Source organism: Microbacterium sp. 4R-513 (assembly GCF_011046485.1).
Taxonomy (GTDB): domain Bacteria; phylum Actinomycetota; class Actinomycetes; order Actinomycetales; family Microbacteriaceae; genus Microbacterium.
In genome coordinates this window covers 1,108,488-1,127,243 of the sequence record NZ_CP049256.1, presented here as the reverse complement: position 1 = coordinate 1,127,243, position 18,756 = coordinate 1,108,488, and the positions used below count along the sequence as shown (strand labels likewise).

Here is an 18,756-nt window from a genome sequence, read left to right as displayed (position 1 = left end):
CCCTTCCGAGGCCGGGGCGCGGGGCCCACGAGGACCCCCCGGCCCCGACCGGGTCGTCAGGCGGGGAGCCGGCTCGTCGAACCGCGCACGATGAGCTCGAACGGGAGGTCCGAGCGGGCGCCGCGCTCGCCCTGGGGCATCTCGAGCTCGGCGAGGATCGCATCGGCGGCGCGCTCGCCCTGACCGAGGGGGAACTGGTCGACCGTCGTCAGGCGGAAGAACTCGCCCAGCTCGTGACCGTCGATACCGATCACCGAGAGGTCCTCCGGCACGCGGTAGCCCAGCTCGCGGGCCGCCAGCAGCGCGCCGATCGCCATCTCGTCGGATGCCGCGAAGATCGCCGTCGGATTGGCGCCGGGCCGCCCGAGTATCTGCTTCGCGGCGCGGAATCCGCCCTCGATCGTGAAGTCGGCGGGCTCGTAGAGTTCCGGACGCGCCGGGAGACCGGCATCCGCCAGCGCCTGCTCGAAGCCCTGCCGGCGCTGCGTCGGGATGTGGAAGTCGATGTCGAACTCGGGGCTCGCGCCGATGTGCGCGATCGCGTGGTGCCCGAGCGCGATGAGGTGCTCGGTCGCCAGGCGCGCGACCGTCGCATCCTCGACCGTGAGGGTCGTGAGCTTGGCGTTCGGACCGCCGATCGCGATGACCGGGAGATTCAGCTCGAGGAGCAGATCGGTCTCCTCCTCGCCGAGCTCGATCGAGATCGCGATCACGCCGTCGATGCGCTGCCGACGCAGGAACGTGTCGAAGATCTCGCGTCGCTGGGACCGGTCGGCGGTGAGCGTGTAGAGCGTGATGTCGTAGCCGCGGCGCTGGAGCGCTGTTGCGATGCCGCTCAGGACCGTGCTGAAGAACCACCGGTCGAGGAACGGGACGAGCACGCCGATGTTGCGCGTGCGCCCCGAGGCGAGGCTCGATGCCGACGCCGAGACGACGTAGCCGAGGCTCTTCGCGGCGGCTTCCACCCGGGCGCGAGTCGGGTCCGACACGTGGCCGCGCCCGCTGAGCGCGCGTGACACCGTCGCCGTCGAGACGCCCGCTGCGCGAGCCACCTCATCGATGCTGACCACGTCGTCACCTCCTCTCGCCGTGCGATCTTCCGCCGGCCCACGCCGGATGCGTCTTCACCCCGGCTGTCGGCGTGAGGCGGCGGACCGCCTCACGCTCCCGCCATCAGTCGTCGGCGAGCCACACCGCCGTGTCGGCCGGGATCGTGGCCTTTCCGAGCGGGCCGCTCGACGCGATCACGATACCGTCCGGCAGCGCGACCGGCGTGTCGCCCGTGTTCGCGACGACCGTCACATTCCCGTTGCGGAATGCCAGGACCTGCGGGTCGAATCCGTCGAGCCATTCGAGCGCACCCGAGCCGAGGTGACGTGCCCGACGGGCCGCGAGCAGCGAACGGTAGAGCGAGAGTGTGGATGCCTCGTCCTCGAGCTGCGCGTCGCGCGCGAGCGTCGCCCACTCGGCCGGCTGCGGCAGCCACGACTCTCCCGTCGGGCTGAAGCCGTAGGCGGGGGCATGCGACGACCACGGGATGGGCACGCGGCATCCGTCCCGTCCGTAGCGCTCGCCGCCGGTGCGGAACCACGTCGGGTCCTGGCGGGAGTCGTCGTCGAGGTCGATGACCTCGGGCAGGCCGAGCTCCTCGCCCTGGAACAGGTAGGCGGAGCCGGGGAGGCTGAGCATCACCGTCGTGGCGGCGCGGGCGCGGCGGGAGTCCCACATCGGCGATGGGCTTGCCGACGGACTTCGGTCCGATGCCGTGGCCCTGCGGGTTCTCGGCAGTAAGCGCGAGGCGCGACGCGTGGCGCACGACGTCGTGGTTCGAGAGCACCCAGGTGCTCGGGGCGCCGACCCCGCCGTAGGCACGGAGCGAGTCGGTGATGACCTCGCGGAGGGCCGAGGCATCCCATCCCGTCTCGAGGTACGCGAAGTTGAACGCCTGGTGCATCTCGTCGGGGCGCACCCACAGAGCCGTCTGCTCGGGCGTGGGCAGCCAGGCTTCGGCGCAGAGGGCGCGGTCGCCGTCGTAGTCGGCGAGCACCTCGTGCCAGTCGCGGTAGATCTCGTGGACGCCGTCCTGACCCCAGTACGGGACGTCCGCCTCGTCGCCGCCCATCGAGCCACCCTCGGGGTCGGGCGTGTAGTCGGGCAGGCCGGGGGCCTTGATGAGGCCGTGCGCGACGTCGACCCGGAAGCCGTCGACCCCGCGGTCGAGCCAGAACCGCAGGATGCGGCGGAACTCGGCGCGGACCTCCTCGTTCGACCAGTCGAAGTCGGGCTGCGACGAGTCGAAGAGGTGCAGGTACCACTGGCCGAGCGTGCCGTCGGGCTCGATGATGCGGGTCCACGCCGGACCGCCGAACACCGACTCCCAGTTGTTCGGCGGCACGTCTCCGTCGAGGCCCTTCCCGTCCCGGAAGAGGTAGCGCGCGCGCTCAGGGCTGCCGGGCGCCGCGGCCAGTGCTTCCTGGAACCAGGCGTGCTGGTCAGACGAGTGGTTCGGCACCAGGTCGACGATGATGCGGATGCCGCGGGCGTGCGCTGCGGCGAGCATGTCGTCGAAGTCGCCCAGCGTGCCGAAGAGCGGGTCGACATCGCAGTAGTCGGCGACGTCGTAGCCGGCATCCTTCTGCGGCGAACGCTGGAAGGGGCTGAGCCAGAGGGCGTCGACGCCGAGCGACTTCAGGTCATCGAGGCGCGAAGTGATGCCGGGGAGGTCGCCGACGCCGTCGCCGGAGCTGTCGGAGAACGAGCGCGGATAGATCTGGTAGATGACCGCGGTGCGCCACCATTCGGCGCCGGGGACATCCGTGCGCTCGTCGGCGAGGTCGAGTTCGGGCGAAGTCATGCAGACAAGGGTACTGCAAGCGCTTACATTGTTTCCTCGGCGGCCTCTATGAGTGCGCCGAGTAGGGTGGCGCGGTGACCACTTCCCTTCGGCTCGCCCACGCCGAATCGCTCATCCGGACGATTCCCGACTATCCCGAGCCGGGCGTCCTGTTCCGCGACATCACGCCTCTGCTGGCGGATGCCGCGGCCCTCCGCGCGTGCATCGACGCCATGATCGAGCCCTTCGCCGGCGAGTTCGAGGTCGTCGCCGGCATCGAGGCCCGTGGGTTCATCCTCGCGGGCGCCGTCGCGATCGCGGCCGACGTGGGCCTCGTTCCCATCCGCAAGGCGGGCAAGCTGCCCCGGCCCGCGGCATCCGTCTCATACGCGCTCGAATACGGCGAGGCGACCATCGAGGCGCACGACGACATCACCGACGGGATGCGTGTGCTGCTCGTCGACGACGTGCTCGCCACCGGCGGCACGATCGAGGCCGCACACTCGCTGGTCGCGGCCCTCGGCGGCACGGTGGTCGGCACGAGCGTGCTCATGGAGCTCGACGCACTCGGCGGACGCGAGGTCGTCGGCGACGTCCACTCCCTCTTCCACGCCTGACACAGGCCGCCGGCCCGCTCAGCATCCGATCGTTGAGCGGAGGCGCGCAGCGCCGCAGACGAAACGCGCCGACCCTCCACGCGACGGAGCGCCCGCGCTCTCAGCCGATGACGACGTTCTCCGGCTCCTCGCCGCGCAGCAGGTGCTCGACCTGCCGCTTCACGAGACGGGCGATGCGGGGCCGCATGGCGGTCGACGCGCCGCCGACGTGCGGCGAGATCAGCACGCCGGGGAGCCCCCACAGCGGGTGGTCCGCCGGGAGCGGCTCGGGGTCGGTCACGTCCAGCGCCGCCCGGATCCGCCCGCGCTTCACGTGCTCCACGAGCGCGTCGGTGGCGATGAGGGGTCCTCGACCGACGTTGACGACGAGGGCTCCGTCCGGCAGGGCCGCGAGGAACGCGTCGTCGATGAGGTGCCGCGTCGCGTCGCCGCCGGGGAGCGACGCGATGACGATCTCGGCCTGGGGCAGCAAGTCGGGGAGCTCGTCGACGCCGTGCACCGGCATCCCGTCCTCGTCCCTCGCCCGGCTCGCGACCGCCGTCAGCTCGACCTCGAAAGGAAGGAGGCGCGCGGCGACGGCCTTGCCGATGCCGCCGAAGCCGAGCAGGAGCACGCGTCGGTCCGCGAGGCTTTCGGCGAAGACGGGGGCCCACACGCCCTTCGCGGTGTTGACGGCGAAGAGGTCGAGCTGCCGCTGCGACGCGAGGGTCAGGGCGACGGCCAGTTCAGCGGTCGATGTCTCGTGGACGGTCGTCGCATTCGCGAAGCGGAGGTGCGGCGGGAGGACGTCAGCGACGCCCTCGTAGCCGATCGACTGGCCCTGCACGAGACCGACGTCCACGCCCTCCAGGCGGTCGAGGACCTTCGCCATCTTCATGTACGGCGGCACGACGATGTCGAACGCCTCGCGCGGGGCGGGACCGTCCATCGACCACACGACGACCTCGACGCCCTCGGGGAGGGGGCCGAGATCCTGCGCGAGCTCTTCGGTGGGCACGGAGACGACGATCGACCGGATGCTGGTGCTCACCCGCTCCACGCTACCGGCGCGGTGCGCGGGCGGCGCCGCAGGGCGGCGATAACCTCGCGCCAGCGGATGCCGTGCGCGGCGAGACGAGGAGGCGACGATGGTCCCCGAGATCAACTACTGGGCGGTGCTGCTCGCGACGGCCTCGAGCATGGTGGTCGGCACGATCTGGTACACCCCGAAGGTGTTCGGCACGCGATGGGCGCGGCTCGCCAAGGTCGACATGAACCGCCCCGGCGCCACGGCCGTCGTGCCGATCCTCGTGACGGTGCTGGTCAGCTTCGTGACGGCGTGGGTTCTCGCCGGTTCGATCGCGATCGCCTGGCACTTCTACGGCGGCAGCTGGCTGTGGGGCGCAATCGTCACGGCGGTCGCCCTGTGGGCCGGCTTCACGGCGGCGCGGTTCATCACGCACGACGCGTTCGAGGGTCGTCCGACCTCGCTCACGGTGCTCAACATCGCGCACGAGCTCGTGACCGTGCTCGTGATGGCGATCATCCTCGGCGTCTGGCCGCCCGCCGGCACCGTCTGACCCGCCCGCCGTCGGACCCGGCCGACCCGCACCGAATTCGGAGATCCGCGCCGGATTAGGACGAAACCGCGGTATCGGTCCGAGGTTGACGCGAATCTCCGAACTTCAAAGATGGGGAAGGATGCCGCCGCGCCGCAGCGATGCAGGTGCTACGCCGCGGCGCCGACGACCGCCGCGAGGGCCGACGTGAAGAAGGACAGGCCGTCGACGCCCGAGCGCATGGCGGCGGAGGTGTCGGGACCGAAGCCCGGCTCGACGGCGTGCTCGGGGTGGGGCATGAGTCCCACGACGTTGCCGCGCTCGTTGGTGAGGCCGGCGATGTCGTCGACGGAGCCGTTGGGGTTCACCCCGACGTACCGGAAGGCGACGAGGCCTTCGCCCTCGATGCGGGCGCGGGTCTCGGCATCCGCGATGTAGCCGCCGTCACCGTTCTTGAGGGGGATGACGATCTCCTGGCCCTCGGTGAAGTCGCTCGTCCAGGCGGTCGAGGTGTTCTCGACGCGCAGGCGCTGGTCGCGGCAGATGAACTGCTGGTGCGCGTTGCGGATGAGGCCGCCCGGCAGGAGATGGGCCTCGACCAGCATCTGGAAGCCGTTGCAGATGCCCAGGATCGGCATGCCCTTGGCCGCGGCATCCTTCACCTCGGCCATGATCGGCGCGAGCGCCGCGATGGCCCCTGCGCGCAGGTAGTCGCCGTAGCTGAAGCCGCCCGGCAGCACGAGCGCGTCGACGCCCTTGAGGTCGTGGTCGCCGTGCCAGAGGGCGACCGGCTCACCGCCGGCGATCCGGACAGCGCGCTGCGCGTCGCGGTCGTCGAGCGAGCCGGGGAAGGTGATGACGCCGACGCGGGCGGTCATTCGACCACCTCGATGCCGACGACGTCTTCGATCACCGAGTTCGACAGGACGTCGTCGGCGACCTTGCGCACCGTCTCGAGGAGCGCCTCGTCGACCTCGCCTTCAACGGCGAGCTCGAAGCGCTTGCCGATCCGGACACCGGTGAAGCCGGCAACGCCGATCCGGTCGAGGGCGCCGGCGACCGCCTTCCCCTGCGGGTCCAGCAGCTCGGCCTTGGGCATGACGTCGACGACGATGGTGGGCATACGAAAGCTCCGGATGTCGGGAGGATGATCGCGTCCAGTCTACGGCCCGCGGAAAGCCGGCCCTCCCGCCGGCCGTGACCGAACTGTGACCGTTCCGTGGGAGCGCTCCCTTGACATCCGTGGGAGCGATCCCATAGCGTCTCCTCCGTCCGGTGAGAGCGCTCCCACAGCAGAAGTCCCGTGTCGGGGAGCGTCCCTCGAACTTGTCCACCACAAAGGAGTGACACGTGAAATCACGCGCACTGCGTCACGTCGCGATCGCGACGGTCGCCGTATCCACCTCCGCCATCGTCCTCGCGGGTTGCGCGGGCAGCAGCGGTTCCCCCTCGGAGTCCGATGGCCCCGTCACGCTGACGGTCGCGACCTTCAACGACTTCGGCTACACCGATGAGCTGCTCGCCGCCTACCAGGACGAGCACCCCGAGGTGAAGATCGTTCACAACAAGGCGGCCACGTCGAACGACGCCCGCGCAAACTACTTCCAGAAGCTCGGCAAGAAGGGCCTCGCCGACATCGAGGCCATCGAGGTCGACTGGCTGCCCGAGGTCATGAAGTACTCCGACCTCCTCGCGCCGGTCCCGAACGACCTGAAGGACCGCTGGCTCGACTGGAAGACCGAGGCCGCGACCGACGCCGACGGCAACCTCATCGGCTACGGCACCGACATCGGGCCCGAGGCCATCTGCTACCGCTCCGACCTGTTCGAGGCGGCTGGCCTGCCCACCGACCCGGCCGAGGTCGCGACCCTCCTCGAGGGCGACTGGGCCAAGTACTTCGAGGTCGGCGCCCAGTACTCCACGGCGACCGGCAAGGCGTTCTTCGACTCGGCCGGCGGTACGTACCAGGGCATGATCAACCAGGTCAAGGCCGCGTACGAGGACCCCAAGACGGGCGACATCATCGCGACCGAGAACCCCGAGGTCAAGGACATCTACGACCAGGTCACCGCGGCCAGCGCAGCGCAGTCGGCGCACCTCGGCCAGTGGTCGGACGACTGGTTCGCCGGCCTGTCCAACGGCGCCTTCGCCACGATGCTCTGCCCGGGCTGGATGCTCGGCGTCATCTCGGGCAACGCGCAGGACGTCACGACGTGGAACGTCGCCAACGTCTTCCCGAACGGCGGCGGCAACTGGGGCGGCTCGTACCTGACCGTCCCCGCCAACGGCCCGCACGTCAAGGAGGCGCAGGCGCTCGCCGACTGGCTGACCTCGCCCGAGACGCAGATCAAGGCGTTCGAGAACGCCGGCACCTTCCCGAGCCAGGTCAAGGCCCTCGAGGACCAGACGCTGCTCACGAACACGAACGAGTACTTCAACAACGCCCCGGTCGGCCAGATCTTCACCGACCGCGCCAACGCCGTGACGGTCGCGCCGTTCAAGGGCGAGAAGTACTTCCAGATCAATGACGCCATGCAGCAGGCGCTCACCCGCGTCGACGTCGACAAGTCGCAGTCGGCCGCCGAGTCGTGGGACCAGTGGGTGTCTGAAGTCGACGCCCTGAAGTAATCGGAACGAAGGTTGCGGGCCCGGGGCCCTGCCCCGGGCCCGCAACCGCTCTGCCTAGCGAAGGATCTGTCGTGACCAGCACCCTGACGCCGCCCGCGGCGACGACTCCCGAAGAGAAGCCCGAGCGCTCCGCGCGCCGCATCGGCTTCGGGCAGCGCCTGAGCCGCTGGGACCTCAAGCTCTCGCCGTACCTCTACATCTCGCCGTTCTTCCTGCTGTTCTTCGTGGTCGGGCTCTTCCCGATCGCGTACACCGCCGTGATCTCGTTCATGGACTGGGATCTCGTGCGCAACAGCGGCGAGTTCATCGGCCTCGACCAGTACGTCTGGGTTCTCTCCAACCCCAAGTTCTGGATCGCCCTGCGCAACACCTTCAGCATCTTCCTGCTGTCGAGCATCCCCCAGCTGATCGCCGCGATTTTCATCGCCGCGATGCTCGACCAGAACATCCGTGCCAAGACCTTCTGGCGCATGGGGGTCCTCATCCCCTACGTCATGGCCCCCGTCGCGGTCGCGCTCATCTTCAACGCGATGTTCGCCGACCAGTACGGCCTCGTGAACAACGTCCTGCACGCCCTCGGGCTGCCCGGTGTGCCGTGGCACTCGAACGCCTTCGCGAGCCACATCGCGATCGCGACCATGGTCAACTTCCGCTGGACGGGCTACAACACCCTCATCCTCCTCGCCGCGATGCAGGCCATCCCGCGGGACTACTACGAGGCGGCGACGGTCGACGGCGCGGGCAAGGCCCGCCAGTTCTTCTCGATCACCGTTCCGAGCCTGCGTCCGACGCTCATCTTCGTCATCATCACGGCCACGATCGGCGGCCTGCAGATCTTCGACGAGCCGCGCATGTACGACCAGTACGGCACCGGCGGCGCCAACTCGCAGTGGCTCACGATCACGCTCTGGCTCTACAACATCGGCTGGGGCGAGTGGAACTTCGGCCGCGCAGCGGCCCTCGCGTGGATCCTCTTCCTCATCATCCTCGTGATCGGCATCGTGAACCTCCTCGTGACCCGCAGCGTCGTGCGCGACGAGGGCACCCGAAACCCGCTGTCACGGAGCGATCGACGAGCGGCCGCCCGAAGGGCGCGCGAGCGCGTCGCGGCTCAGTCACGGGCGACGGATGCCGCGGCATCCGTCCCCGCTCCCACCGGCCCCTCGGCATCCAGCAAGGAGGACGCGCGATGACCGCCGTCAGCCCCATCCCCCTCGCCCCGCACGAGAAGCAGACACCGGAGGAGGAGGTCGGCCGCCCGCGCCGCCGCCGCCGGCGGGTCATCCGCGGCTCGCGCCCCGGCTGGATCGTCTACGGCGTTCTCGGGGTGTTCCTGCTCGGGTCGGTCTTCCCGTACTACTGGTCGTTCCTCATCGGGTCGGGCGACTCGTCGACGATCCGCGACCCCAACATGTCGTGGCTTCCGGGAGGCAACTTCCTCGCCAACGCCGCCTCGGTCGTCAACGACCCGGCCGTCAACTTCTGGCTCGCGCTCTGGAACTCCATCTGGAGCTCGGCGGTGATCGCCCTCTCGGTCGTCTTCTTCTCGACGCTCGCGGGCTGGGCCTTCGCGAAGCTGCGGTTCCCGGGCAGCCGGTGGCTCCTCGTCTTCGTCATCGCGACGATGGCGGTGCCGACGCAGCTCGGCGTCGTGCCGCTCTACATCCTCTTCGCCGACCTCGGCTGGACGGGCCAGATCGGTGCGATCATCGTGCCCGCCCTCGTGACGGCGTTCGGCGTGTTCTGGATGACCCAGTACCTGCAGCAGGCGGTGCCCGACGAGCTCCTCGAGGCCGCGCGCGTCGACGGCGCGAGCTCGTTCCGCACCTTCTGGACCGTCGGCATGCCCGCCGCGCGGCCCGCGGCGGCGATGCTGGGCCTCTTCACCTTCGTGACGGCGTGGAACAACTTCTTCTGGCCGTTCATCGTGCTGGACCGGCAGAACCCGACGCTCCCCGTCGCGCTGTCGCTCCTGCAGTCGAACTACTTCATCGACTATTCCGTCGTGCTCGCGGGCGTCATCCTCGCGACCATCCCGCTGCTCCTGCTGTTCGTCTTCGCCGGCCGGCAGCTCGTCAGTGGGATCATGGCTGGGGCAGTGAAGGGCTGATCATGACGTTTCTGAGAGAGGACACCTCGCACATGACCGCGACCGGGGCGCGCCCGTTCCCGACCGACTTCCTCTTCGGTGCGGCCACGGCCGCCTTCCAAATCGAGGGCGCCGCGTTCGAGGACGGACGCAAGGCCTCGATCTGGGACGCCTTCTGCCGCGTGCCAGGCGCCGTCATCAACGGCGACAACGGCGATGTCGCCTGCGACCACTACCACCGCTACGGTGACGACGTCGCGCTCATGAAGAGCATGGGCCTGCAGACGTACCGGTTCTCGACGTCGTGGTCGCGCGTGCGTCCGGACGGCGGGCCGCTCAACCCGCAAGGCGTCGACTTCTACAGCCGCCTCGTCGACGAGCTGCTCGGCGCCGGCATCCTGCCCTGGCTCACCCTGTATCACTGGGATCTGCCCCAGGCGCTGCAGGAGAAGGGCGGCTGGGCCGACCGCGACACCGCCGACCGCTTCACCGAGTACGCGCTCGACATGCACGACGCCCTCGGAGATCGCGTGAAGGTCTGGACGACCCTCAACGAGCCCTGGTGCTCGTCGTTCCTCAGCTACACGGCCGGCCTCCATGCGCCCGGCCGCTACAGCGTGACCGAGGGGCTCCTCGCCGCGCACCACCTGCTCCTCGGTCACGGCCAGACGGTGCGGGCGCTGCGCGAGCGCGACGAGTCGCTCGAGCTCGGCATCACCCTGAACCTGACCGTCGCGGATCCCGCCGACCCGTCCAAGCCCGAGGATGTCAACGCCGCGCGGCTCATCGACGGTCAGTTCAACCGCTGGTTCCTCGACCCGGTGTTCCTCGGCTCGTACCCCGCCGACATCGTCGAGGACATCCGGGAAGTGGATGCCGAGGCCATCGACGCGCTGGAAGCCGCCGTGCGTCCGGGAGACCTCGAGACGATCGCGACGCCGATCGACGCGCTCGGGGTGAACTACTACCACGGCGAGCTCGTCGGCGGCACGCCGTCGCCGAACCCGCCCGAGGGTGGGGATGCCCCGACCGATCGCCTCGGGCACTCGCCGTTCCCGGCATCCGCCGACGTGCACTGGTACGATCGCGGGCTTCCGCGCACCTCGATGCACTGGGAGGTGCAGCCCGAGGGCCTGACCCGGCTGCTGCAGCGGGTCTCGGAGGAGTACGCCGCCCCCGCCGGAACCGTCCTCTACGTCACCGAGAACGGTGCCGCCTACGACGACGAGCCGGTGGTCGTCGACGGCGAGGTGCGCGTCCACGACGCCGAGCGCAGCGATTTCCTGCGCGGGCATCTGGGTGCGATCCTCGACGCGATCGAGAGCGGCGTCGACGTGCGCGGCTACTTCTACTGGTCGATGCTCGACAACTTCGAGTGGGCCTGGGGGGTACGAGAAGCGGTTCGGCATCGTGCGCGTGGACTACGACACCCAGGAGCGTTCGGTCAAGGACAGCGGACGGGAATACGCTCGGATCATCGCCGAGCGAGCGCTCGACCCGGAGTCCGGCGCCGGCGCCTAGCCCCGGGGGGAGCTGTCTCCATGAGCACCGACACGTCACGTCTCGCCGTGACGATCGAAGAGGTCGCCGCCGCGGCGGGGGTCTCCCGATCGACAGTCTCGCGGGTCGTCAACGGCTCCACGGCCGTGAGTCCGACGGCCCTCGAAGCCGTGCAGCGAGCGATCGCCGACCTCAACTACGTGCCGAACCGCGCAGCCCGCTCGCTCGCGAGCCGCCAGACGCAGGCCATCGGGCTGATCGTGCCCGAAGACACGACGCGCTTCTTCGGCGACCCGTTCTTCGCCTCGATCGTCTCGGGCATCAACGCGCGGCTCAATCGCTCCGACTACGTCCTCAACCTCTTCATCGCCAGCGACGACCCCGGCGACAAGACGACGAGCTATGTCCGCAGCGGGGCCGTGGACGGGGCGATCATCGTCTCGCACCACACCAGCGACACGTTCATCGATCGCATAGCCGCCGCGGTGCCGGTCGTCTACGGCGGCCGCCCCGTGCGGGAGCGCGAGCGCGACTACTACGTCGACGTCGACAACGTGCGCGGGGGACGGGATGCCACGGCCCACCTGATCGAGCGCGGTCGTCGCCGGATCGGCACGATCACCGGGCCGCTGACGATGCCCGCGGGCGTCGACCGCCTGCAGGGCTTCCGTGAAGCGCTCGCCGCCGCGGGGCTCGAGGCCGGACCGGTCGAGGACGGCGGCTTCACCGCGGACGGCGGAGCCGACGCGATGCGCCGCATCCTCGACCGCGGCGATGCGCCCGACGCGCTGTTCGTCGCGAGCGACCTGATGGCGCGCGGCGCGCTGTCGGTCATCGCGGCGGCAGGGCTTCGGGTGCCCGACGACATCGCGATCATCGGCTTCGACGATTCGCCCGTCGCGACCTCGGTCTCCCCGCAGCTCACGACGATGCGTCAGCCTTCGTTCGACCAGGGCGAGCACATGGCGAGCATCCTCCTCGACCTGCTGGCCGGCAAGGACCCCCGGCACGTGACGATCCTCGACACGGAGCTCGTCGTCCGCGACTCGGTGTAGCCGCGCCCCGCCCCCGGCCCGGTCCCTGAGCTTGTCGAAGGGTCGAACGCCGGCGCGGCGCGTTTCGTCTCCGGCGCTTCGCGCCTCCGCTCAACGACCGGGGCTCCCCGCTCCGCCTCGCCCCGCCCCCGGCCCGGTCCCTGAGCTTGTCGAAGGGTCGAACGCCGGCGCGGCGCGTTTCGTCTCCGGCGCTTCGCGCCTCCGCTCAACGACCGGGCCTCCCCGCTCCGCCTCGCCCCCGGTCGTTGAGCGAGCGGAGCGAGACGAAACGCGCCGAGCCGACGAACGACCTCAGCCCGCCGTCGCGAGGATCGCGTTGTCCCACGGGTCGTCGAACGCCAGGGTCCGGCCGTCGTCGCGCACGGCGAAGCCGTGGTGCCGCAGGCGCTCCTCGAGCGCGCCGAGCGAGTCGGCGTCCGGCAGCGCCAGGTCGACGCGGCCGAGGCCGAGCGCCGGCATCCGCGGTCCTGCTCCGCGCGAGTTCCACACGTTCATCGCCATGTGGTGGTGATAGCCGCCGGCGCTGACGAACAGGGCCGTGCTCCCCAGCGACGCCGTCGTGTCGAAGCCGAGGGCGTCGACGTAGAAGGCGCGGGCTGTCGCGACATCCCCCACCGAGAGATGCACGTGACCGACGGATGCCGCGTCCCGCGCCGTCGAGCCGCTCAGCGCCTGTTCGGTCAGGTGCTCCTGGAGGTAGGCGTTGGGATCGAGGTACAGCGTCGCCATCTCGACCTGCCCGTGCGTCCACGACCACTCGGTGCGGGCGCGGTCCCAATAGAGCTCGACGCCGTTGCCCTCGGGATCGGTGAAGTAGAAGGCCTGGCTCACGAGGTGGTCGGCGCTGCCCGTGAAGGTCCCCGGCGCGTGGGTCGCGACGGAGTACAGCGCGGCGGCGAGGGCCTCCTGCGTCTCGAACAGGATCGCCGTATGGAAAAGGCCGGCCGAGCGCGGGGCCGCGTGCCGCAGCGCCGGTTCGTGCCGCAGCACGACGATGGCCCGGCCGGCGCGGCCGAGCGTCACGGAGTCGCCCTCCGCCGACAGGATCTCGAGGGTGACGGCGTCGCGGTAGTACCGCGTCATGAGGTCGAGGTCGGCCACGAGCAGGGTCACGGCGCCCATGGCCGTGTCGGCTGCGAGCCGATCGCCGGATGCCGCGGACATTTCATTCATATGAATTGAAACGCCGCGGCATCCGCCGTTCTTCCCGCCAGGCGCGGGAAGCGTCTCAGCGCACCTCGATGCCCTGCGGGTCGCCGCCGATGGGGCCGACCGCCGGAATGGGGCCGCCGTCGTCGGCGCCGGTCTTGCGCCAGCGCGCGATCGCGTTGCCGAGATGGTAGATGAGGAGCGCCGCAGCGGCGCCGAGGACGATGGCGCCGAGCTGGAAGTCGCCCCACTGCATCGTGAACCCGGCGATCGCGATGACGAGCGCGACGGCGGCCGTGTACTGGTTCACGGGACGCGAGAAGTCGACGCGGTTGTCGACCCAGATCTTGATGCCGATGATGCCGATGAGGCCGTAGAGGGCCGTCGTCACCCCGCCCAGCACGCCCGGGGGCACCGAGTTGAAGAGCGCGCCGATCTTGGGCGAGAGGCTCAGGAGGATCGCGACGGCGCCGGCGACCCAGTACGCCGCGGTCGAGTAGACGCGCGTCGCGGCCATGACGCCGATGTTCTCGCCGTACGTCGTCGTGCCCGAGCCGCCGAAGAGACCCGCGAGGGTCGTGGCCGCGCCGTCGGCGATGAGCGCGCGGCCGGTGTACTTGTTGACCGAGGCATCCGTCATCGTCGCGACGCCGCGCACGTGACCGACGTTCTCGGCGATCAGCACGAGCACGACGGGGAGGAACATCGCGATGACCGACCACGTGCCGGGCGAGGCGAAGTCGGCGACGTGGAACTCGGGAAGACCCACCCATGCCGCCTTCTCGACGGCGCTGTAGTCGATCTGCCCCGCGATCGCGGCGACGATGTAGCCGACGACGACGCCGAGCACGATCGAGATGCGGCCGAGGAAGCCCCGGAACAGCACGCTGAAGAGCACGACCGCGACCAGCGTGATCGTGCCGATGAGCGGCTGCTGCTGGAAGTTCGTCCACGCGACGGGCGCCAGGTTGAATCCGATGAGCGCCACGATCGCGCCGGCGACGACCGGCGGCATGAGCTTGTCGATCCAGCCGATGCCGGCGAACTGCACGATGAACCCGATCGCCGCGAGCAGGATGCCCACCGCGACGATCCCCGCGAGCGCCGACCCCATGCCCTGCGACGCCGTCGCCGCCGTGACGGGAGCGATGAAGGCGAACGACGAGCCCAGGTAGCTGGGGAGCCGGTTGCGCGTGATGAGGAGGAAGAGGAGCGTGCCGACGCCCGAGAAGAGCAGCGTCGTCGACACCGGGAATCCGGTGAGGACAGGCACCAGGAACGTGGCGCCGAACATCGCGATGACGTGCTGCACGCCGATGGCGACGGTGGCGCCCCAGTTGAGTCGCTCGTCGGGCTTCACCACCCTGCCGGGTTCGACGGTGCGGCCGTTTCCGTGCAGTGACCAGACGGGCATGGGGGCTCCTCAGGAGTTCAGCGGGGTAGTGCTGAGGTCACGATACCTGGGAGTTCGCTGGGAGCGGACACGTCAACGCCCGCCGCGCCGTCAGACGCCGATTCAGGCCGTGGTGAGGCGTTCGAGCAGTTCGCGGTAGCGCGCGGCCGTCTGCGCCACGATGTCGTCCGGGAGCTCGGGGGGAGTCCCGGTCTTGTCCCAGTTCGCGGCAAGCCAGTTGCGGACGATCTGCTTGTCGAAGCTGGCCATGCGCTCGGCGGGGGTGGTGCCGCCGTGCCAGGCCGCGGCATCCCAGTAGCGCGATGAGTCGCTCGTGAGCACCTCGTCGGCGAGCGTCAGCACGCCCGCGGGGTCGACGCCGAACTCGAACTTCGTATCCGCGAGGATGAGGTGGCGCGCCTCGGCCGTGGCGGCCGCGCGCGTGTAGATCTCGAGCGAGAGGTCGCGCAGCTGCGCGGCGCGCTCGGCTCCGACGAGCTCGACGGTCTGCTCGAACGAGATGTTCTCGTCGTGCTCGCCCATCGGTGCCTTGTAAGCCGGGGTGAAGAGCGGTTCCGGCAGCCGGTCGCCATCGTTCAGTCCGTCGGGGAGCGGGATGCCGCACACGGTGCCCTGCGCCTGGTACTCCGCCCAGCCCGAGCCGGTGAGGTAGCCGCGGACGACGCACTCGATCGGGAGCATCTCGAGGTTGCGCACGACCATCGCGCGCCCGGCGACCTCGGCCGGGATCAGCGAGTGCAGATCGTCGGCGGTGTTCGGCTCGCCGTCCGGGCCGTCGGTCAGCACCGCGCTCGCCGCGAGATGGTTCGGGATGCCGCGGCCCCCGTCACCGCCCGCGAGGCGGTCGAACCACCAGAGGCTGAGCGTCGTGAGGAGTACGCCCTTGTCGGGGATGCCGGGCTCGAGCACGTGGTCGAAGGCGCTGACGCGGTCACTCGCGACCACGAGCATTCGGTCAGCGGCGCCGTGGGGCACGGACTCGTCAGGGACATAGAGGTCACGGACCTTGCCCGAGTAGACGTGCCGCCAGCCGGGGAGCTCGAGGGGGGATGTCACCCGCCCATTATCGCGGCCGCTTCGGCCGGCCGTGCCCCTCGGTCGTTGAGCGAGCGGAGCGAGACGAAACGCCCCCGGACCTATGGAGAAGGCAGTTCCCTCCGGTCGTTGAGCGAGCGGAGCGAGACGAAACGCCCCCGGACCTGCGGGGTCGGCCGTGCCCGGAGGGTCGGCGCGTTTCGTCTGCAGCGCTGCGCGCCTCCGCTCAACGACCGGGGGCTCGGCCGCAGCTAGGGGGTGATCTCGTCGACGAAGGCGAACGCCTCGGCCATGAGCGGCGCCCAGGCCTCGGGCGATGAGGTCGGCACGACGACCCACTCCTTCGCGGGGCGCCCCCGCATCTCCATGCGGTGGCCGGTGCCGGCGGCTTCGACCTCGTCGGCGCGGGTGGCCGGGATCTTGACGACGAGCCCGCCCGCGAAGCCGACGAACGCGAACACCTTGCCGCGGATGCGCAGCCCCTCGCTCCCGAACATCGCGCCGATGTCGACACCGTCGCGCGTGAGGTACTCCTCGGCGATGGGGTCGAAGATCGCGTGCGCGCGCTCGCGCTCGGCATCGTCCTTCATGAGCCACACGGTAGTCGCGGGCTGGGACATCCGGTATAGTCCAGGTGGACTAATCAACACGGATCAATCGATCCCGACCAACCTGAGCCGCCATGAAAGACGCCGTAGACCGCCTCACGCCTCTGGGCCTCATGATCCTCGCCCTGCTGGGCGAGGGGGACATGCACCCGTACGAGATGATCCGGCTCATGCGCCAGCGGCGCGACGACCGACTGGTGACGATCACGAACGGCACGCTGTACCACACGGTCGGCCGCCTCCAACGGACGGGACTCGTCGCCGAGGTCGGGATCGACCGCGAGGGCAACCGGCCCGAGCGCACGACCTACGCACAGACCGAGGCCGGCCGGCAGGCGGTCGGCGAATGGGTGCGGCGAGAGCTCTCGCGCATCGACCGCCCCGCCGAGTTCCGCATCGCGCTCGCCGAGGCGCACAACCTCGATCGCGACGAGGTGACCGAACTGCTCGGCATCCGTCGATCGGCGCTCGCCGCCGTGCGGGACGAGCTGTCCGGCGGACTCGCCAAGGCCCGCGAACGCGAAGTGCCCGAGCAGTACCTCCTCGAGCTCGAGCGCGAGATCGTCCTTCTCGGTCACGACATCGACTGGCTCGACGGGCTCATCACGCGCCTCGAGCTCCACGACCTCACCTGGGGCAGTCCCGAAACGCCCTCCGCACGCTATCTCGAAGACCGAAAGGCCGCACGCCGATGACTCAGCCCTCGACAACACAGGGGACCGCGGGGACGGATGCCGCGGCATCCCTCCGTCCCAGAACTCCCGAACGCAGCCCGTGGCCCGCCCTGTGGGCGCTCGTCATCGGGTTCTTCATGATCCTGGTCGACACGACCATCGTCTCGGTGGCGAACCCCGCCATCAAGGCGGCGCTCGACCCCGACACGAACAACCTCGACAACGTCGTGTGGGTCACCTCGGCCTACCTGCTGACCTACGCCGTGCCCCTCCTCATCACGGGCCGCCTCGGCGACCGGTTCGGGCCGAAGAACATCTACCTCATCGGCCTCGCGGTCTTCACCCTCGCATCGCTCGGCTGCGGTCTCTCGCCGACGCTCGGCGCGCTCATCGCGTTCCGCGCCGTGCAGGGCCTCGGCGCCGCGCTCATGACGCCGCAGACGATGGCCGTCATCACGCGCACCTTCCCGCCGAACCGCCGCGGCGCGGCGATGGGCCTCTGGGGCGCCACCGCTGGTGTCGCGACCCTCGTCGGTCCGCTCGTCGGCGGCCTCCTCGTCGACGGCTTCGGGTGGGAGTGGATCTTCTTCATCAACATCCCCGTCGGCATCGTCGGCTTCGTCCTCGCGTGGGTGCTCGTGCCCAAGCTCGAGACGCACCCGCACCGGTTCGACATCGCGGGCGTGTTCCTCAGCGCCCTCGGCCTCTTCCTCATCGTCTTCGGGCTGCAGGAGGGCGAGAAGTTCGACTGGGCGCCGTGGGTGTGGGGCATGATCGTCGCCGGCGTGCTCGTCATGGCGTTCTTCGTCTGGACGCAGGCCCGCACCAAGAGCGAGCCCCTCGTGCCCCTCGAGCTGTTCCGCGACCGCAACTTCTCGGTCGCCAACATCTCGATCGCCGCTGTCGGCTTCACGGTCACGAGCATGTCGCTCCCGCTGATGTTCTTCATCCAGCTCGCGCGCGGGCTCACCCCGACCCAGTCGGCGCTCCTGCTGATCCCGATGGCCGTGCTCTCGGGCGTGCTCGCACCGTTCGCCGGGCGGCTCCTCGACCGCACCGACCCGCGGTTCCTGCTGGTTCCGGGCCTCGCCCTCGTCGGGATCTCGCTGCTCTGGTACTCGTCGCTGATGAACGTCGACACGCCGATCTGGATGTTCCTGCTGCCCTCGGCCCTCATGGGCATCGGCAACGCGGGCATGTGGGGTCCGCTCGCCACGACCGCCACGCGCAACCTGCCGCCGCGTCAGGCCGGCGCCGGCGCGGGCATCTACAACACGACCCGCACGATCGGCTCCGTCATCGGCTCGGCCTCGATCGCGGCCTTCATGCAGGCGAGGCTGGAGGCGAACCTCCCCGGCGCGAGCGACGCCCAGGGCGGGTTCAGCGGAGGTCAGCTGCCCCCGTTCGTCGTCGACGGCTTCTCGACCGCCATGGCTCAGTCGATCCTGCTGCCCGCGGCCGTCATGCTCATCGGCCTCGTCGCCGTGTGCTTCATGCGCCGGCCCGTGCTCACCGTGACCGACGAGTGGCAGGCGGCGCACCGCGCCGACGGCTGAGTCTGGCCTCCTGAGGTTCGGAGGATTGCACGAAGTTCGGAGGAATCCGCGGGATTCCTC

16 protein-coding genes and 2 pseudogenes are annotated in these 18,756 nt (G+C 69.9%); 9 read left to right on the top strand and 9 right to left on the bottom strand.

All coding sequences use genetic code 11. The annotated features are described in order from the left end of the window. Positions 1-56: 56 nt before the first annotated feature. Entirely contained in the window at positions 57-1,070 is a 1,014-nt protein-coding gene (locus G5T42_RS04850) for a LacI family DNA-binding transcriptional regulator (protein WP_165126203.1), read from the bottom strand. Positions 1,071-1,173: 103 nt separating this feature from the next. Next, a pseudogene (locus G5T42_RS04845) lies at positions 1,174-2,854 on the bottom strand (glycoside hydrolase family 13 protein). Positions 2,855-2,928: 74 nt separating this feature from the next. Between G5T42_RS04845 and G5T42_RS04840 the strand changes: the two are divergent. Beyond that, the gene (locus G5T42_RS04840; RefSeq protein ID WP_165126201.1) at positions 2,929-3,450 is read left to right on the top strand and encodes an adenine phosphoribosyltransferase; all 522 of its coding nucleotides are present in this window, start codon (positions 2,929-2,931) and stop codon (positions 3,448-3,450) included. A gap of 100 nt (positions 3,451-3,550) precedes the next feature. On the opposite strand, the gene G5T42_RS04835 is transcribed toward G5T42_RS04840, so the two are convergent. Continuing rightward, positions 3,551-4,480: a 2-hydroxyacid dehydrogenase gene (locus tag G5T42_RS04835; RefSeq protein ID WP_241245965.1), complete on the bottom strand. Its 930-nt coding sequence runs from the start codon at positions 4,478-4,480 to the stop codon at positions 3,551-3,553. Positions 4,481-4,577: 97 nt separating this feature from the next. Between G5T42_RS04835 and G5T42_RS04830 the strand changes: the two genes are divergently transcribed. Next, positions 4,578-5,009, top strand: a complete 432-nt coding sequence (locus G5T42_RS04830; RefSeq protein ID WP_165126199.1) for a DUF1761 domain-containing protein — start codon at positions 4,578-4,580, stop codon at positions 5,007-5,009. A gap of 149 nt (positions 5,010-5,158) precedes the next feature. On the opposite strand, the gene purQ is transcribed toward G5T42_RS04830, so the two are convergent. Both purQ and purS read right to left on the bottom strand, forming a co-directional pair. After that, positions 5,159-5,866, bottom strand: coding sequence for a phosphoribosylformylglycinamidine synthase subunit PurQ (gene purQ / locus G5T42_RS04825; protein WP_165126197.1), 708 nt, complete (start codon positions 5,864-5,866; stop codon positions 5,159-5,161). Continuing rightward, the gene (gene purS, locus G5T42_RS04820; RefSeq protein WP_165126195.1) at positions 5,863-6,111 is read right to left on the bottom strand and encodes a phosphoribosylformylglycinamidine synthase subunit PurS; all 249 of its coding nucleotides are present in this window, start codon (positions 6,109-6,111) and stop codon (positions 5,863-5,865) included. Before purS ends, purQ begins: the two co-directional genes overlap by 4 nt. 227 nt (positions 6,112-6,338) lie before the next feature. Here purS and G5T42_RS04815 point away from each other — a divergent pair, with 227 nt between their 5' ends. The 5 genes and pseudogenes from G5T42_RS04815 (at position 6,339) to G5T42_RS04795 (ending at position 12,260) form a co-directional block, all read left to right on the top strand. Then, a complete protein-coding gene (locus tag G5T42_RS04815; RefSeq protein ID WP_165126193.1) occupies positions 6,339-7,616 on the top strand; it encodes an ABC transporter substrate-binding protein in 1,278 nt (425 codons plus the stop codon). Positions 7,617-7,756: 140 nt separating this feature from the next. After that, on the top strand, positions 7,757-8,809 hold the full coding sequence (locus G5T42_RS04810; protein ID WP_241246044.1) for a sugar ABC transporter permease: 1,053 nt from the start codon (positions 7,757-7,759) through the stop codon (positions 8,807-8,809). After that, the gene (locus G5T42_RS04805; RefSeq protein WP_165126189.1) at positions 8,806-9,726 is read left to right on the top strand and encodes a carbohydrate ABC transporter permease; all 921 of its coding nucleotides are present in this window, start codon (positions 8,806-8,808) and stop codon (positions 9,724-9,726) included. The genes G5T42_RS04810 and G5T42_RS04805 overlap by 4 nt, the downstream gene beginning before the upstream one ends. Before the next feature lie 32 nt (positions 9,727-9,758). Beyond that, a pseudogene (locus tag G5T42_RS04800) lies at positions 9,759-11,226 on the top strand (GH1 family beta-glucosidase). A 20-nt stretch (positions 11,227-11,246) separates the two neighbouring features. Beyond that, positions 11,247-12,260, top strand: coding sequence for a LacI family DNA-binding transcriptional regulator (locus G5T42_RS04795; protein WP_165126187.1), 1,014 nt, complete (start codon positions 11,247-11,249; stop codon positions 12,258-12,260). A 291-nt stretch (positions 12,261-12,551) separates the two neighbouring features. Here the strand turns inward: G5T42_RS04795 and G5T42_RS04790 are convergent, their stop codons facing one another. The 4 genes from G5T42_RS04790 to G5T42_RS04775 form a co-directional block, all read right to left on the bottom strand. Continuing rightward, positions 12,552-13,424, bottom strand: coding sequence for a VOC family protein (locus tag G5T42_RS04790; RefSeq protein ID WP_165130085.1), 873 nt, complete (start codon positions 13,422-13,424; stop codon positions 12,552-12,554). Positions 13,425-13,488: 64 nt separating this feature from the next. Beyond that, complete coding sequence (locus tag G5T42_RS04785; RefSeq protein ID WP_165126185.1) at positions 13,489-14,823, bottom strand: solute carrier family 23 protein; 1,335 nt, start codon at positions 14,821-14,823, stop codon at positions 13,489-13,491. Positions 14,824-14,925: 102 nt separating this feature from the next. After that, entirely contained in the window at positions 14,926-15,879 is a 954-nt protein-coding gene (locus G5T42_RS04780; RefSeq protein ID WP_165126183.1) for a phosphoribosylaminoimidazolesuccinocarboxamide synthase, read from the bottom strand. Positions 15,880-16,109: 230 nt separating this feature from the next. Continuing rightward, a complete protein-coding gene (locus G5T42_RS04775; RefSeq protein ID WP_165126181.1) occupies positions 16,110-16,448 on the bottom strand; it encodes a TfoX/Sxy family protein in 339 nt (112 codons plus the stop codon). A 92-nt stretch (positions 16,449-16,540) separates the two neighbouring features. Here G5T42_RS04775 and G5T42_RS04770 point away from each other — a divergent pair, with 92 nt between their 5' ends. Continuing rightward, positions 16,541-17,161 carry a PadR family transcriptional regulator gene (locus tag G5T42_RS04770; RefSeq protein ID WP_165126178.1) on the top strand — a complete coding sequence of 207 codons (621 nt, stop codon included), beginning with the start codon at positions 16,541-16,543 and terminating at the stop codon, positions 17,159-17,161. Continuing rightward, the gene (locus G5T42_RS04765) at positions 17,158-18,696 is read left to right on the top strand and encodes an MFS transporter (protein ID WP_165126175.1); all 1,539 of its coding nucleotides are present in this window, start codon (positions 17,158-17,160) and stop codon (positions 18,694-18,696) included. Before G5T42_RS04770 ends, G5T42_RS04765 begins: the two co-directional genes overlap by 4 nt. Positions 18,697-18,756: the final 60 nt, after the last annotated feature.

Bases quoted from the DNA above. Each gene is read 5' to 3' on its own strand.
- G5T42_RS04830 (WP_165126199.1), top strand. From the start codon at position 4,578: ATGGTCCCCGAGATCAACTACTGGGCGGTGCTGCTCGCGACGGCCTCG.
- purQ (WP_165126197.1), bottom strand. From the start codon at position 5,866: ATGACCGCCCGCGTCGGCGTCATCACCTTCCCCGGCTCGCTCGACGAC.
- purS (WP_165126195.1), bottom strand. From the start codon at position 6,111: ATGCCCACCATCGTCGTCGACGTCATGCCCAAGGCCGAGCTGCTGGAC.
- G5T42_RS04805 (WP_165126189.1), top strand. From the start codon at position 8,806: ATGACCGCCGTCAGCCCCATCCCCCTCGCCCCGCACGAGAAGCAGACA.
- G5T42_RS04795 (WP_165126187.1), top strand. From the start codon at position 11,247: ATGAGCACCGACACGTCACGTCTCGCCGTGACGATCGAAGAGGTCGCC.
- G5T42_RS04790 (WP_165130085.1), bottom strand. From the start codon at position 13,424: ATGTCCGCGGCATCCGGCGATCGGCTCGCAGCCGACACGGCCATGGGC.
- G5T42_RS04785 (WP_165126185.1), bottom strand. From the start codon at position 14,823: ATGCCCGTCTGGTCACTGCACGGAAACGGCCGCACCGTCGAACCCGGC.
- G5T42_RS04775 (WP_165126181.1), bottom strand. From the start codon at position 16,448: ATGAAGGACGATGCCGAGCGCGAGCGCGCGCACGCGATCTTCGACCCC.
- G5T42_RS04770 (WP_165126178.1), top strand. From the start codon at position 16,541: ATGAAAGACGCCGTAGACCGCCTCACGCCTCTGGGCCTCATGATCCTC.
- G5T42_RS04765 (WP_165126175.1), top strand. From the start codon at position 17,158: ATGACTCAGCCCTCGACAACACAGGGGACCGCGGGGACGGATGCCGCG.